14 protein-coding genes are annotated in these 14793 nt (G+C 54.5%); 6 read left to right on the top strand and 8 right to left on the bottom strand.

Going from position 1 to position 14793, the window contains the following annotated elements:
• Position 1 precedes the first annotated feature (1 nt).
• The 5 genes from recF to dnaA all read right to left on the bottom strand — a co-directional run bounded on the left by recF (position 2) and on the right by dnaA (position 6300).
• The gene (recF, locus tag soil367_RS00070; RefSeq protein WP_136545739.1) at positions 2-1141 is read right to left on the bottom strand and encodes a DNA replication/repair protein RecF; all 1140 of its coding nucleotides are present in this window, start codon (positions 1139-1141) and stop codon (positions 2-4) included.
• Positions 1142-1296: 155 nt separating this feature from the next.
• Positions 1297-2043, bottom strand: coding sequence for a glutathione S-transferase N-terminal domain-containing protein (locus soil367_RS00065; protein ID WP_136545737.1), 747 nt, complete (start codon positions 2041-2043; stop codon positions 1297-1299).
• 158 nt (positions 2044-2201) lie between these two features.
• Entirely contained in the window at positions 2202-3569 is a 1368-nt protein-coding gene (locus tag soil367_RS00060) for an ABC1 kinase family protein (protein ID WP_136545735.1), read from the bottom strand.
• A gap of 107 nt (positions 3570-3676) precedes the next feature.
• Positions 3677-4780: a DNA polymerase III subunit beta gene (gene dnaN, locus soil367_RS00055; RefSeq protein WP_136545733.1), complete on the bottom strand. Its 1104-nt coding sequence runs from the start codon at positions 4778-4780 to the stop codon at positions 3677-3679.
• 41 nt (positions 4781-4821) lie between these two features.
• Positions 4822-6300, bottom strand: a complete 1479-nt coding sequence (dnaA, locus tag soil367_RS00050; protein ID WP_216642748.1) for a chromosomal replication initiator protein DnaA — start codon at positions 6298-6300, stop codon at positions 4822-4824.
• A gap of 813 nt (positions 6301-7113) precedes the next feature.
• Between dnaA and rpmH the strand changes: the two genes are divergently transcribed.
• The 6 genes from rpmH (at position 7114) to soil367_RS00020 (ending at position 12455) form a co-directional block, all read left to right on the top strand.
• A complete protein-coding gene (gene rpmH / locus soil367_RS00045; protein ID WP_136545729.1) occupies positions 7114-7248 on the top strand; it encodes a 50S ribosomal protein L34 in 135 nt (44 codons plus the stop codon).
• A 13-nt stretch (positions 7249-7261) separates the two neighbouring features.
• Positions 7262-7654, top strand: coding sequence for a ribonuclease P protein component (rnpA, locus tag soil367_RS00040; protein WP_136545727.1), 393 nt, complete (start codon positions 7262-7264; stop codon positions 7652-7654).
• A gap of 22 nt (positions 7655-7676) precedes the next feature.
• Positions 7677-7961 carry a membrane protein insertion efficiency factor YidD gene (gene yidD / locus soil367_RS00035; protein WP_136545725.1) on the top strand — a complete coding sequence of 95 codons (285 nt, stop codon included), beginning with the start codon at positions 7677-7679 and terminating at the stop codon, positions 7959-7961.
• A 3-nt stretch (positions 7962-7964) separates the two neighbouring features.
• Positions 7965-9668: a membrane protein insertase YidC gene (gene yidC / locus soil367_RS00030; protein ID WP_136545723.1), complete on the top strand. Its 1704-nt coding sequence runs from the start codon at positions 7965-7967 to the stop codon at positions 9666-9668.
• A 19-nt stretch (positions 9669-9687) separates the two neighbouring features.
• On the top strand, positions 9688-11085 hold the full coding sequence (mnmE, locus tag soil367_RS00025) for a tRNA uridine-5-carboxymethylaminomethyl(34) synthesis GTPase MnmE (protein WP_136545721.1): 1398 nt from the start codon (positions 9688-9690) through the stop codon (positions 11083-11085).
• Between the two features lie 179 nt (positions 11086-11264).
• Positions 11265-12455, top strand: coding sequence for a site-specific integrase (locus soil367_RS00020; protein ID WP_136545719.1), 1191 nt, complete (start codon positions 11265-11267; stop codon positions 12453-12455).
• A gap of 45 nt (positions 12456-12500) precedes the next feature.
• Here the strand turns inward: soil367_RS00020 and soil367_RS00015 are convergent, their stop codons facing one another.
• The 3 genes from soil367_RS00015 to soil367_RS00005 are packed head-to-tail and all read right to left on the bottom strand — an operon-like array spanning position 12501 to position 14793.
• A complete protein-coding gene (locus tag soil367_RS00015) occupies positions 12501-12845 on the bottom strand; it encodes a helix-turn-helix transcriptional regulator (protein WP_136545717.1) in 345 nt (114 codons plus the stop codon).
• Between the two features lie 60 nt (positions 12846-12905).
• On the bottom strand, positions 12906-14582 hold the full coding sequence (locus tag soil367_RS00010; RefSeq protein WP_136545715.1) for a DUF927 domain-containing protein: 1677 nt from the start codon (positions 14580-14582) through the stop codon (positions 12906-12908).
• Positions 14583-14595: 13 nt separating this feature from the next.
• Positions 14596-14793, bottom strand: a complete 198-nt coding sequence (locus soil367_RS00005) for a helix-turn-helix transcriptional regulator (protein WP_136545713.1) — start codon at positions 14791-14793, stop codon at positions 14596-14598.

The raw sequence follows: 14793 nt of genomic DNA, 5'->3' as shown, positions 1-14793 counted from the left end.
GTCATGTTTCTTTGCGCAGAACCCCATGTTCCACGTGGAACATTCGGAGGTCCGCCATTGCGTTTTGCCAGAGCACCGCTGGATCCGGCCGGGAGATACTGGTGACAAATACCTGACTCCCTAATCTCTGAAGCTGTTGCGCCAGAACTCGCTGGTGAAAAATGTCGAGTTCGGCGTTAATGTCATCGAGCAGGAAACCACAGCTAATATTCCTCTCACGATAAAGGAGCTCTCCTTGGGCAAGCTTGAGCAGGATAACCAAGGTCTTCTGTTGGCCCCGTGAGAGTGTTTCGCCTGCAGGCTTGCTGCCTACCCGGATACGTACATCACAGCGGTTCGGCCCATACAGTGTGTGACCGACTTTACGTTCCTGGTCAAAGTGCTGCTCGAGCACGTCGCCAAGTTCTCTCTGACGATCCCATCCGCGGAAAAGATCCAGGCTCAGATCCGAAGCCCAGGGTGCATCCAATCCGTTAAGCAGACCCTGTACCAGCGGGACGAGTTCCTCAAACCACCGCTGCCGTTCCGACGTAACCTGGTTGGCAATGGTCAGGTACTCCTGGTTCCAGGCTCTTAACAAAGCATCGTCAATTCTACCACTTCTAAGCAGGCGATTCCTTTGACTTATTACCTTCTGACACCGTTGCCAGAGGCCAGCAAAACGATGTTCCACGTGGAACACTACCCAATCTAAAAACTGCCGTCGCTTCCCTGGGCCCCCAGAGATTATATCGAAGGAACCCGGTTCAATGACTGAGATGGGAAGATGCTGGGCAAGGATGGAGAGGCTCCGAACGTTTTCCCCGTCGAGCCTAAGCGTTGTTCTGCGTTCAGCCAGGTTGCGCGATATGCCGAGGTTGTGGGTGACCGACTTTCCGTTGGGATCAGTTCCAACCCGGCTACGTCCGGCTGTTTTTGAAACACGGCCAAACACCGCCATCTCGTCTCCGCCGTGCGCTACCACAGTCTCGTGCTTATGGGTACGGAACGATCGTCCGGTACTTAAGTAGTGGACAGCTTCAAGCAGGCTGCTTTTACCGCTGCCGTTATCACCGTATATGAGATTGACGCCAGGGGAGAACTGAAGCCGATCTGGACCGAGGTTCCGGAAACGATGTGTTTGCAGCTCCAAAAGCGACATAGAATCCTGGGAACCAAAAGTCGGGTAAGTGCCGGACGCTCACGCTAGAACCGAGGTTGATCTAGAGGAGTACGAGAACCCACCGGGTTCGTCTTCAGATTGATCAGGCCAACTGGCAGGAATGGCGGCGCGTGCCACGGACGGTAGTCTACCGTCTACACGCTGTATCTACGTACAAGATAGTCGATGATAGCGTTACTTTCATACAGCGCAGTACCTGTATTGGGATCGACAAAGTATGGTGAAGCCACCCGACCTGTATTATCCAGCAGCTTTTTCCGATTGTCGGTACGCGGTGCGTAGTCTTTCCTGAAGCGCTTTCTGAGATCTGGAAGAACATAGTCTTCCCAGTGCCCTTTGCCGAGATTCCTGAGCACATAGGGCAGTTCGAGCTCGCATAACCATTCACGGACCGGACGCGCATACGGGCTCGACTCGAAACTGTAGAGCTCCAATAGGATGTCCGGCCGCTTGCTTGGGCGGGCGAAGACTCCTGCACCGAATCGGGGTAGCGTGGCGATGACGGACGAGACCTTGTTGAGCGTCATGCTACGCCAGTTCAGGGGCAGTCGACCGCGACCGTAATGTTCGAAGAGATAGCGGATGATGTCACCGGCGTGATAAAGGGAGCGGCCGGTGTTGGGGTCTACGAGGTACGGAAACTGCTCTTCGCCGCCGAGGGTCATAACCCGGCTCCGGAAACGTTCTCCGCCTTTAGGGCAGGGGTAGATGGTCACGTCCAGATTGAGTTCTGTCAGGGCTTCCCTGACTAGCCGGCAGGCAGCAGAACCTTCTATATCATAAAGCTGGAGCAGTTGTTTTGGCTGCTTCGTGCCGGAACGCACCTGGGTTCCTCGCCAGAGCGATAACGAAGACGAAACCACATGATTAAGAAGAGCCATAAAGCCTGATCCCCGGCCACAATCGAAAGCGGAACCCCGTTCTCCACAGCAAGGCGACGGTTTCCTTTGCTTAGAACCTTAAAGCCTGCACATGTGCAGGCTCTATAGAGACGAGAAGGTTGGCCGCCACCGCCCCTCGATAGACAGATACTGCTCTGCTAGTGCAGGCGATGCAACCGCTCGTCGAGAAACATGTCCATCTCCGGCGCGAGAATATGAACATAGCGATCAAAATAGAGGAACTGTTTTATTAGCAGTGCGAACTCTCTGGGAAAGTGCAGACCGTGCTGTTCCCCAACCCGCACCATTTCCATCAACAAGGCATTAACGTCGTCGTCCGCCCGGGATGGATCCAGGTCAGTGGGGTCAGGCATTTCGCTGAGATCCAGTCGCTGATAAAGCGCTTTCAGGTCTTTTGCCAACTGGTCCTCATCAACCTCTACGTGGGTGATGCCAATACGGGCCATCGCACTGGCCATCCCTTCAAAATTACCGACCATGATAGCCGTCATGAAATCTGAAACAGCTGCCCAGGTATCCGGCTTGATGCGCCCGACAATGCCGAAGTCGATGAAACCGATCCTGCCATCGCGGAGCACCATGAGGTTGCCCGCATGAACGTCCGCGTGGAAAAACTCACACTGGGTCAGACTTGAAAACCAGGTATTCATAGCCGTAATAAGCGTACGTTCCGGGTCCGGCGTGAACTGACGGATACTTTCAAGATCGGTCAGCGGTACACCAAAGAATCGCTCCATGGTCAAGATTCGGCGTGAACTGAAATTTTTATAAACGACTGGGACAGTGGCATCGTCGTTGTCCGTGTCTCGCAGGAATTTCGCGAATGTCTCCAGGTTATTGGCTTCCTGGATAAAATCACACTCTTCCATCATCGTGCGCTGGATCTCCTGGATCACACCCGAGAGCGACGTCCAGGATAGCTTGGGTGCCATCTTTTCAAGAATCGTCGCCGACACATAGAGGAAGTTGAGGTCCGTTAGAAGAATATTTTCAACACCTGGCTTCTGTATCTTGATCACCACATCTTCACCAGTAACGAGACGGGCGGCATGAACCTGTGCAATAGAGGCGGAAGCCAGCGGCACCGGATCAATAAAGCTGTAGATCTCATCGAGCGGCTGCTCCATTTCCGCTTCGAGAATGGCCTTCATGGTTGGAAACGGCAAGGGTGGGGTCCGGTCAAGACAGTGCTGAAATTCCTCCACGTACTCTGGCGGAAAAAACGTTGGCGAACTGGCAATGAACTGGCCCAGTTTGATGTAGGTAGCCCCAAGCGATTCGAAGGTCTCACGCAGCAGCTGGGGCGCCGGGGGCCGTTGTCCGCGAAGCCAGTTAATACCCGTACGCGACAAGACAGTGGCAGTCTGGCCGAGCCGGGCCGCCCCCTTGATACCGCTACTCACCACGTTGAACAGCTTGCTGAGTTCGCTATCTGAACCGGCTGGCCCCGCCGTGGTGGCTACCTTTTTGCCAGCGGAATTCCGGGAGGTTGAAGAGTTAGTCATCGCGTATCTACCATCCTTGACATATTGACCGGCGAGCTCCGTTGTCGCCGGGCTCGCGTGGAGCATAGGCTGGACATTGCCAGCCCTTCGCGTTTCGGAGAAGCTATCTACAACCGCATAGGCATAACGACATAGACGCTATTGGCATCGGCTTCACCATCAATCAGAACACTGCTATTAGCGTTTGAGAGCGTGAATCTGACAGTGTCCCCGTTCAAAACATTAAGAACATCAATTAGATAGCCTACATTGAAGCCGATCTGAAGAGATTCTGCCTGGTAGCTGACAGGGACGGTATCCTCTGCCTGCTCCTGGTCCGGGTTGTTGGCATAGACGTGGAGCTGATCATTCTCAAAGTGAAGTCTTACACCACGAATGTTCTCGTGGGAAAGAATGCCCGCCCGCTGCAGGGTGGCCTTTAGTGCTTTACGGTCTGCTTCCATGACCTTATCGCCGCCCCGGGGGATGACCCGGTTATAGTCAGGAAACTTTCCCTCAATCAGTTTTGAGGTGAATGTATAGGCACCAATCGTGGCGCGCAGGTGGTTCTCACCAAAGACCAGCACCACCGTGTCCTCCACCTCTTTCAGAAGACGCCCCAGCTCCTGCACACCCTTGCGCGGCAGAATGACTTGCCGGAGTGACTCAGAACCTGTTGCCACACTGATACTGCCCATTGCAAGCCTGTGGCCATCGGTTGCTACAGCCCGTATCAAGTCATTGCCCACTTCCAGCAACAGGCCGTTGAGATAGTACCGTACGTCCTGCTGCGCCATAGCGAAGGACGTGGCGTCCAGCAGGCGATCCAGATCGTTCTGGGCCAGCGTCAGACGAAAACTCTCGGGTTCATCTTCTACATTGGGGAAATGCTCCGCCGGCAGCGTCGCCAGGGTAAACTGGCTGGCCCCGGACTTGACCCGCACCCGCTCGCCTTCCATGGCCAGCTCTACCGGCATACCCTCAGGCAGCGCCCGACAGATATCACTGAGCTTGCGCGCGGAGACCGTAATCCGACCAGGCTGTTCCACCGTGACGTCGTCAACCACAGCCACAAGTTCAACTTCCATGTTGGTCCCTGTCAGAGACAGCCTATCGTCCTCAGCGATAAGCAAGACATTGGACAGGACGGGCATGGTCTGCTTTCGTTCCACCACACCGGCAATGGCCTGCAGCGGGCTCAAGAGGGCTTCACGGTGAATTGTCAGTTTCATGATGGCTGTATTTAAACTCGCTCGTTTTCAGGCGTGACCACTCACATCGTCAGCAGTCGCATAAAGTTCTGGTAGTCTTCGCGTATGGTGCTATCGGTCTCTTTCAACTCGATAACTTTTTTGCAGGCGTGAATCACGGTCGTATGATCGCGACCGCCAAACGCATCGCCGATCTCTGGCAGACTATGGTTGGTTAGTTCCTTGGCCAGCGACATAGCCATCTGGCGGGGCCGGGTCACCGTTCTGGTGCGGCGTTTGGAGTGCAGATCCGCCACTTTGATTTTGTAATACTCTGCCACGGTGCGCTGAATGTTGTCGATGCTTACCTGTTTCTCGTGCAGCGCCAATAGATCCTTGAGGCTTTCACGAATGAAAGGAGGTGTTATTTCAGAGCCCGTAAAGTGAGCATTGGCAATGACCAGCTTTAGTGCGCCTTCCAGTTCGCGGACGTTGGAACGGATCTTCTGGGCAATGAAAAACGCGGCTTCGCTGGAAAGATGCACTTTTGCCTGCTCTGCTTTTTTCAGCAGAATCGCGACCCGCGTCTCCAGCTCCGGCGGCTCCACCATCACCGTAAGCCCCCAGCCAAACCGGGACTTGAGACGCTCTTCCATGTTGTCGATTTCTTTCGGAAACCGATCGCAGGTCACAATGATCTGCTGACCACCTTCAAGCAGGGCATTAAAAGTGTGGAAAAACTCTTCCTGTGAACGCTCTTTGCGGGCAAAAAACTGGATATCGTCGATCATCAGCGCATCGACCGACCGATAGTAGCGTTTGAACTCATTTATCGCGTTGAGCTGAAGCGCTTTGACCATGTCCGCCACGAATCTTTCTGAACGCAGGTAGACGACCTTGGCGTTGGGGTTACGGCGCACAATATCGTTGCCAATCGCGTGCATCAGGTGTGTTTTACCCAGGCCAACTCCCCCATAGAGAAATAGCGGGTTGTAGGATCCACCCGGATTTTCTGCTACCTGCACTGACGCAGCCCGGGCCAGCTGGTTGGACTTTCCTTCGACGAAAGTGTCGAAGTTGAAATTGGGGTTCACGAAACTCTGATGCTTGAGCCCGCCTTCCACTTCAACTTTACGACGGGCGTTGCGGCGGTCAGGCACATGCCGGGGCTGCCCGTTGACGGCCGCCGACTGCGCTTCGGAGTCACTCAGTCCCGGGCCCTCCGCTTCCTGAGGCAACTCTTTCCCGGAACGCGCCTGTTCCTGGGCAGCAGGTCTTCCAGACTCGCGGTTCGCCGCCACCTTGGCCTGCTGTTCGGCGATCGAACCAACCTGAAGACGCACTTTCAATGGCTTTGAGCCTGCAACCGAACGCAGGACTTCTTCAATTCGTTCCAGATACTTTTGATTAACCCAGTCCATGACGAATCGGTTTGGCGCGAAAAGCACCAGATCATCATTTTCCTGGCCTGACTGAAGCGGGCGCAGCCACGTATTGAACTGCTGCGAGGGAAACTCATCCTGCAGCACTTCCAGACATTGATGCCATATTTCCTGAGGCACGGCCCTTCGCTCCCGTTGGATCTGGGCGTAACAAGCCCATCCGCCTGGTCAGCCAGGCGAAAGAATCCGGTTGATGTATTTAAGCTGATTGACACAACAAGCTTGGTGTTGCTGCGTCCAGTTACCTTCCGAGTATCCTGAACGGGGTTTATGAGCGACCCCGGGTTCGTGAACTTCTCAGTTGGCGAACCATTGCGATTCAGGCAGCCATTCTACAGCCGCCTCGGGAGGAGGGAAAGCCCTTGCAGCAATTGGTTACGAACAGCCTGTTGATAACTTAATTCTTTATTTATAGATAGTTAAAACGTTAAGAACAAAGTTATAAACAAATTCAAGGTAAATTTTTCCACAGAAAGTTATCCACAGAAATGGGGGAATAACTGTACTTCTACCTTGTGGATGACCTGGGTATCGGATTGGGGATAAGGCGGAATTGAAGGTCAAACGCTGTTTATACCCAATCTATGCGACCCCTTATACCGCGTTTACCCAGAGGTTAGTCATTCACTCAAGTTTATGATTACGGGCAGTTTATCCTGTTTTTACACAGATAATCCTGCCTTAGTAGTAACAGTAGTAAGTCTTTTTCTTAAGAAACTAAAACCTATAGTTATGGTGAAGCGGCGTAAAAATTCCAAACCTGACCTGACCTGACCTGACCTGGGATTCTGGGCAAAATTTCAGCAATGGATTGAATCGCAGGGCCAAGTTGTCTATTATTCCGCTCCTATTTAATTTCGAGCTGCCGTGTACGGATCAGGTTGACTGACCCGGCCGCCCACGGACTCAACCAACCGAACTGAGTATGCGATCATGAAAAGAACGTTCCAGCCCAGCGTTATCAAGCGCAAGCGCACCCACGGTTTCCGGGCTCGTATGGCCACAGCAAACGGACGCAAAGTACTGGCTGCGCGCCGGGCCAAGGGACGCAAGCGTCTCTGCGCCTGATTCCAGCGACCGGATGGACCACCATGACGACTTCCCACGACACTGGCGGCTCCTGACTCCGAAAGATTACAGCGCCGTGTTCAATGGCGTGATCTACAAGGTGCCGCATCGGAATTTTCTTATCCTCGCTGCGCCCAATGATCTTGGACATGCCAGGCTCGGGCTGATTTTTGCCAAAAAAAATCTCAGACGAGCTCATGACCGGAATCGGGTCAAAAGGCTCGTCCGAGAGTCCTTCCGGGTACGCAAACAGGATTTCCCCGGAATAGATCTGGTTGTGCTTGGTCGCCAGGGTCTCATCGATATCGATAACCCTGGCCTTTTCGCGATTCTCGACAAGTTATGGCAGCGTCTGAACAAGGCAGCCCTTTCCCAGAGCAGCCTTTCAGCTCAAAAATCCTCCTGATCTCCAAGGCCCCGGGGCACATATGCGCAAGCTTCTGATGCTGCTCATCCAGGCTTATCGGTATATGATCAGCCCCCTGTTACCCGCCCGATGCCGCTTCATGCCCACCTGTTCGGAATACGCCGCTGAAGCAATAGGCCGGTACGGGGCCCGTAAAGGGGGATTTCTGGCGCTAAAGAGAGTTTGCCGTTGTCACCCCTGGGGTGGCTACGGCTATGATCCCGTGCCTGATACTTGCTGTGCAGGTAAAGAAGAGCACAACACTCACGCCGACAGGCATTCCTCCCCTCGACAAACAGTGCAGTGAGTTATGGATATCCAAAGAATCATTATCTGGGCGGGTCTCGCCGTCGTCAGTTACCTCATGGTCCTGGCCTGGAACGAAGACTACCACGTCAACCGCCCAGTTCAGGATCAGCAGGTCACACAGGCCATTCCTGAGCAGTCCTCAGAGATCGGCAGCCCTGTCGGGGATGAATTCTCTGCCCCGGATGCAGATACGGCCGTTACCCAGAACGGTCAGTCAGGCACGGATGAAGCTACTCAAGGACAGGTTGTTTCAGGCGGCGGCAAAATTGAAGTTGTGACCGATCTTTTGGCCGTGGATATCAGCCAACTCGGCGGCCACCTTGTCAGCGCCAGACTGCTTGAGTATGACCAGACCCTGAACGGGGATGATCCGTTACCGCTGCTACGCAATGACAATCGAATGACTTACGTCCTGGAAAGCAGCCTGGTGGGCCCGGACGGACCCGATGGCCGCGGCGATGGCGGGCCCGCCCGCTACAGAAGTGCGGCTAGCCGTTACCAGCTTGATGACGGTCAGGATCAATTGGTTGTAGATCTGGAACTGGAGAACGACACAGGTGCGGCTATAACCAAGCGCTACATCTTCAGCAGGAACAGCTATCAGATCGAGGTCCGCTACCTGGTCGACAACACCAGCGAAAGCGTATGGCGGGGCAACTTCTCCGGCAAGATTGTTCGCGACCAGAGCCCCGATCCAACGGCTCAGGACAGTTTTGGTATCCAGTCGTTTCTGGGCCTTGTCCTGAACACGCCAGAGGATCCCTACGAAAAGTACGATTTTTCTGACCTTCAGGATAAATCGCTTAACCTGACGGTAAACGGCGGCTGGATTGCGTTCCTCCAACACTATTTTCTTACGGCCTGGGTGCCCGGACTGGATCAGACGCACCGTTACCAGACAACCCGCCGGGGCGACCTGCAGGTTATGGGCTTTGTTTCACCCACAACCCAGGTGCAACCAGGTGAGCGCGGGGAGCTGGGGGCAAAACTCTACATCGGTCCGAAAATTATTGACCGCCTGGAAAACGTCGCGCCCAACATGGACCGGACGGTTGATTTCGGCTGGCTGTTTTTCATCTCTTACCCGCTGTTCCTGATACTGGAATGGTTCTACGGCATCGTCGGCAACTGGGGGGTTGCCATTATCCTGCTGACGGTTGTCGTCAAGCTGGCGTTCTTCAAACTCTCGGCGACCAGCTACCGCTCCATGGCCAACATGCGTCGGGTAACGCCCCAGATTCAGCGGCTACGGGAACAGTATGGGGACGATCGTCAGAAAATGTCCCAGGAGATGATGGCGCTCTATAAGAAGGAAAAGATAAATCCGCTCGGGGGTTGCCTGCCCATACTGGTGCAGATGCCCGTGTTTATAGCGCTCTACTGGTGTCTGTTTGAAAGTGTCCAGTTACGCCACGCGCCGTTCATGCTATGGATTCAGGATCTTTCGGTTATGGATCCCTACTTCGTCCTGCCGATACTCATGGGCGCGAGTATGTTCCTGCAGATGAGCCTGAATCCCACTCCGCCGGACCCCATCCAGGCACGGGTGATGAAGCTGATGCCACTGATATTCACTGTGTTCTTCCTGTGGTTCCCGGCTGGCCTGGTGCTTTACTGGCTGGTAAACAACATTCTTTCCATAGCACAGCAGTGGGTCATCACGCACCAGATTGAGAACGGCCCGAAAAAGCCTGCAAAAACCTGAGCCCGGTGCGGAGATAACCATGTCTGCCCCTGCCCTCGATACCATTGCCGCTGTGGCTACTGCCCCGGGGCGTGCGGGGGTGGGGATTGTCCGGGTATCGGGTCCTCAAGCCGAGACCATTGCCCGCCAGATGCTGGGGTTTAAACCCCAGCCGCGTTACGCCCACTATGGGCCCTTCCGGGATACCGAAGGCCAGGAACTGGACGAAGGAATCGCTTTGTTCTTCCCCGGGCCCCACTCGTTTACCGGTGAAGATGTGCTTGAGCTGCAGGGCCACGGCGGCCCCATCGTCATGGATTTGCTGCTGAATGCCGTTTGTGCAAGCGGTGCACGACTGGCACGGCCGGGCGAATTCTCTGAGCGGGCCTTTCTGAACGACAAGATGGACCTGGCCCAGGCCGAGGCCATTGCCGACCTGATCGACAGCAGCTCCGAGCAGGCAGCGCGCTGTGCAGTTCGGTCGCTTCAGGGTGAATTCTCACGGCGTATTCTGAGTCTGGTCGACCGGCTTATAGCCCTGCGGATCTATGTCGAAGCAGCGATTGATTTTCCAGAAGAAGAAATCGATTTTCTGGCTGATGGCAAAGTCGCTACCGACATAGAAGGGCTGCTGGAAGAGCTTGACGGAATCGCACGGGAAGCTCGCCAGGGATCCCTGCTGCGCGAAGGAATGAACGTCGTTATTGCAGGCCGTCCCAATGCGGGCAAATCCAGCCTGCTGAATGCACTTGCAGGGCGTGAAGCTGCCATCGTCACCGCTGTTGAAGGCACAACCCGGGACGTCCTGCGCGAACACATTCACATTGATGGAATGCCCCTGCACATCGTCGACACTGCGGGGCTGCGTTACAGCAGTGACGAGGTTGAGCGGATCGGTATCGAACGCGCCTGGAACGAGATAGATAAGGCCGACCGCATCCTGTTACTGATCGACAGCGTTGCAGGCCCTGACGCCGGCATGTCCGGCGTCAATGTGCTTGATGCAGTCTGGCAAGGCCTCGATGTTGGCATCCGAAAACAGCTACCCCCAGGCGTCCCCGTGACGCTGGTAAGGAACAAGACGGATCAGAGCGGCGAAGCGCCCGGGCTGACCTATCTGGATGAACTGCCGGTGCTACGGCTTTCTGCGAAAACCGGTGAGGGACTCGAAGCCCTTCGGGCTCATCTCAAAGCGAGTATGGGTTTCGAGGCCAGCCTGGAAGGAGGATTCCTTGCCCGGCGACGACACCTGGATGCCCTCGAGCGAGCCCGAAGTGCGGTTACTGCAGGCCAGGCCCAGCTAGCAGGTACGGGTGCGGGCGAATTACTCGCCGAAGATCTGCGTGTCGCGCAGGAGTGCCTGGGAGAAATAACGGGAACTGTGACGCCGGATGAGCTGCTTGGCCACATCTTCAGCAGCTTCTGTATCGGCAAGTGAAACGGCCAAAAAGATCGAAAAGCATCCAACTAAATAAAAATAAGCTATTGTTTTACAAAGATATTTATTCTATTCCTTTGAAAGCAGTTTGATCCGTTTTGTCCCCTCTTGCTCCGTGTGTGCTCCGAGTATAAGTTTTCGGAGCACTCGGAGCACTCGGAGCACAAAAGGAGCAAAACATGAAAATCACTATCCAGAAACGCGAACCAGACAAGAACGGCCACCGTGCCCTACGACTGGTCTACTATCACGGTTCCAAGACAGGCCAGAACGGCTCTCGGGCACAGAAACGCTCATATGAGCCTCTGAACCTGTTCCTCTACGACAAACCTCGGCTTCCGGCGGAGCGTGAGCACAACAAGACCGTGAATCAGAAAGCTGAGGCCATCCGGGCAAAGCGGCTGTTGGAAATCGAATCGTCACGACATGGATTGGATGATCGGACCAAGCTTTCTGCCAGCTTCTTCGATTACTTCGACCAGTTGACCGACGAGAAAGCTTCGGGGAGCAAATCCAACCATTCGATCTGGATCTCCACCCGTCACCACCTGCACCGCTACCATGGCTTGTCTGAACTAACCTTCGAACAAGTCGATAAGCGATTTCTGGAGGGGTTTCGGCACTACCTTCAGCATGAAGCCACCACCAAATCCGGTACCAAACTGGCCAAGAACACCACCAGCAGTTACTTCAACAAGGTTCGGGCAGCGCTCAACCAGGCCTATCGGGATGGCATTATCCGCGACAACCCGGTTCAACAGGTCAAGTCCATCAAACCGGAAAACACCAAACGAACGTATTTGACCCTAGAAGAGGTCCGGGCTCTGACCAAAGCCGAGTGCCGGTACGACGTGCTGCGGCGGGCTTTCCTGTTCTCCTGCACCACTGGCCTGCGCTGGTCAGATATCCACAAGCTGGTCTGGGGTGAGATCGAAGAATTCGCCGACGACCATTACCGCATCATTTTCCGGCAGAAAAAATTAGTGAATGCTGGAAACTCGCTTCAATACCTCGATCTGCCAGATTCAGCGGTAAAATTGCTGAACTTGGAAAGTCGCGGTAAGCCGGGTGACCGCGTATTCAAAGGCTTGAAGTATGACTCCTATACCAACGTTGCATTAGCTCAGTGGGTCATGCGGGCAGGAATCACCAAAAACGTGACTTTCCATGCTGGAAGGCACACCTTTGCGGTCAATCAACTGGCCAGGGGCGTGGATATCTACTCACTGTCGCGACTTCTAGGCCATAGCGAGCTCAGAACAACGGAAATCTACGCGGACATACTCGAAACCCGCCGCACAGAGGCCATGAGGAGTTTTCCTGACATATTTGAGGAGACACTGGACGGAGTTGGGGAATGTGCAGCCTAAGTGACCAGAGGGGCTTTCACAGCCCCTCTTTACACCTGCCCCACATCAAACGCTCCGTCGTCCTGGTCTTCGGTGACTCACCAGATGCTGAGCAGCCGACTGCTCGATCTCATCCGCCGTCGCGATCCGATTGGACTGGAGCCACTTCAGGATGTCTGCGCGGCGAAAGAAAATCCGGTGACCATTTGGTTTGAAGTGAGGGATCTTCTTTTGGGAGGTCAGCTGGTACAGGGTGCTTTTCTTCAGCCCCGTGTATTCCGCACAGTCTTCAAGACTCATGATCTCCTTGTCGGCCTCCGGTGCCTTACTACCACTGATATGATCCAATATTATTTTCTTGAGAACCATCATGTCCTGCAACACCCGTTGCAGCATTTCTTTTTCTGTCATCGCTTTACCCCTACACCGCCATAACCAAAGTGGGAAAACTGGGAAATTGGGAACATCACGTCAGTCCTCATGTTCAATCCTCTCCAGTTCATCAAGTTGCCGCCTAACTTGGTCAGGCCTGAGCGCGAAAAACCGCCGCAAATCTCCATTGACTCTGGTTTTGTAGGTCCCCCGGGAGCGCTCATTACTCACCAGGCAGTCACGCTGTAACAGCACCTCCACTTCGCGCATATAGTGGGTTGGAAGCCCGAGTCTCTTCAGGAAGTGTGATTTATAGATCAACCACAGTTCACGTCCCTCGTGTGAGCGTCGAAAACCTGCTCCTCCCTGGCCAGTCGCTTGTTCAATATCACTGAGACTGCGCTCCCAAACTTTCATCGCTCGCTCCAGTGCTTTGAGAAGCCGGAATTCCTCAGAATTTCTGGAGTGGCCTCTGTTATCCAGCCAGGCCTTCAGAGTTCTGTGGACTGCCGATAGAGATTCCTCTTCGGACCATGGGAGGATGAAATTTCTGCTTCCGAGGCAAAGTGCTGCCCCAATCAAGGCAAAACGCCGGATGACACGTTGCACCTGGGATGCCATCTGATCGTTTGCCCAAGAACCGCTCAGACGACCAACCTCATGATTTAGATACTGACTGAGCTCAGTGTGACGCTCGGTCAGCAATGACACCCACTCCCGAATGACAGTGCCGTGGTAGCGCTGACAAGACGATTTCAGCTCGTCCACAAACTGCTGCGGATGATTGTGGCCATGTAATTCGTCGAACGCACCGAAGGTGCCAAACACCGGGAGCTCCACCAGACGAATCTGCTGGCCTGCGCGTAGCGGCTTACCGATCTGCTGGAGTAGCTCAGCAATCCAGACTTCGCCGCTACTCAACACCAACGTTCGCCAATGCGAGGTCGCGGCCAGCTCGCCGGAGACGTTAGCCCGTAACTTCCCTGAGCCGTTCATGATCTGATATATCGCCGTATCGATGTCTTCCGGACGGGCCATTCCGATTTCATCCAGCGGCAGCAGCATGTCGTTGTGCTCTGAAGAGACTGCCGCTAATCCGTTGCTGGTTGAGATCCAACTGCGGACATAGCGGTTGCTCCCATAGACGCTGGCCGCCAATTGCAACAAGGTCGTTTTCCCAGTCGACGATGCTCCAACCAGATGAATGGCGCCATTTTCCATACCAGAAGATGCGATAAGTGGCGCAGCCAGCGCCGTTCCAACGCTGAATATCGCTAATGGGTTGCCTCGGCATAGCTGACCGACATAAGTCTGCCAGTCGCTGAGACTTCCGGATTCCTCTAACGTTGGAGAACCAGATAACTGGCCTACGAAATGGTGCGGTTCGTCAGCTGAACCGATAGTCCAGTTACTGGTTGCAAACACGGAACCGTGCCAGCCAGTTCGACTAACCACCGTCGCCGGTTCGGCCAGAGCCATCTGCTCCAACAGATAGTGCTGAAGCCGGATCCAGCTTGCCTGGCTGGGCGTCAGTGGATAACCGGTATCAACCAGCATATCCCGCACCTGCCGGGCATTATCGCTGTTGAGATCTCGGGCATAGACGACCTCGCGTAGCTTCACACCATCGAAATTCTGCCATTCCAGCAATACTCCGTGTCCGTGCCGCTTGTCGGTTAACCTGGTGCGAGCCATTACCTGAATCCAACCGCCTACCCGCTGCCAGTGGTCCCCTGATAAGGCATAGAGCCCGTCTTCTTGCAGTTTGTATTGCATCAGCCTGCTCCCCTCACAACTTGTCCAGCCAAGCCTTCACATCCTGGTAGCGAAAGCGGACAGCCCTACCACTGGGGTTGGGCTTTACTGGTGCCGGAAACCGGCCTTGTTTTACATAGCGGCGCAGTGTTGCCTGCGACGTTTTCAAAACCGTACAAACCTCCTCATATGTCAGCAGGCGCTCGGTGGTGGCATTTGATTGTTTCGTCAT

This window comes from Hydrocarboniclastica marina (genome assembly GCF_004851605.1).
Classification (GTDB): domain Bacteria; phylum Pseudomonadota; class Gammaproteobacteria; order Pseudomonadales; family Oleiphilaceae; genus Hydrocarboniclastica; species Hydrocarboniclastica marina.
The sequence above is the reverse complement of the archived record's forward strand: the minus strand, read 5'-3'. Positions and strand labels throughout refer to the sequence as shown.

What these genes read in the sequence shown, in the direction of transcription:
- recF (WP_136545739.1), bottom strand. Translation starts at nt 1,141, where the DNA reads ATGTCGCTTTTGGAGCTGCAAACACATCGTTTCCGGAACCTCGGTCCA.
- soil367_RS00065 (WP_136545737.1), bottom strand. Translation starts at nt 2,043, where the DNA reads ATGGCTCTTCTTAATCATGTGGTTTCGTCTTCGTTATCGCTCTGGCGA.
- soil367_RS00060 (WP_136545735.1), bottom strand. Translation starts at nt 3,569, where the DNA reads ATGACTAACTCTTCAACCTCCCGGAATTCCGCTGGCAAAAAGGTAGCC.
- dnaN (WP_136545733.1), bottom strand. Translation starts at nt 4,780, where the DNA reads ATGAAACTGACAATTCACCGTGAAGCCCTCTTGAGCCCGCTGCAGGCC.
- rpmH (WP_136545729.1), top strand. Translation starts at nt 7,114, where the DNA reads ATGAAAAGAACGTTCCAGCCCAGCGTTATCAAGCGCAAGCGCACCCAC.
- rnpA (WP_136545727.1), top strand. Translation starts at nt 7,262, where the DNA reads ATGGACCACCATGACGACTTCCCACGACACTGGCGGCTCCTGACTCCG.
- yidD (WP_136545725.1), top strand. Translation starts at nt 7,677, where the DNA reads ATGCGCAAGCTTCTGATGCTGCTCATCCAGGCTTATCGGTATATGATC.
- yidC (WP_136545723.1), top strand. Translation starts at nt 7,965, where the DNA reads ATGGATATCCAAAGAATCATTATCTGGGCGGGTCTCGCCGTCGTCAGT.
- mnmE (WP_136545721.1), top strand. Translation starts at nt 9,688, where the DNA reads ATGTCTGCCCCTGCCCTCGATACCATTGCCGCTGTGGCTACTGCCCCG.
- soil367_RS00020 (WP_136545719.1), top strand. Translation starts at nt 11,265, where the DNA reads ATGAAAATCACTATCCAGAAACGCGAACCAGACAAGAACGGCCACCGT.
- soil367_RS00015 (WP_136545717.1), bottom strand. Translation starts at nt 12,845, where the DNA reads ATGACAGAAAAAGAAATGCTGCAACGGGTGTTGCAGGACATGATGGTT.
- soil367_RS00010 (WP_136545715.1), bottom strand. Translation starts at nt 14,582, where the DNA reads ATGCAATACAAACTGCAAGAAGACGGGCTCTATGCCTTATCAGGGGAC.
- soil367_RS00005 (WP_136545713.1), bottom strand. Translation starts at nt 14,793, where the DNA reads ATGACGAAACAATCAAATGCCACCACCGAGCGCCTGCTGACATATGAG.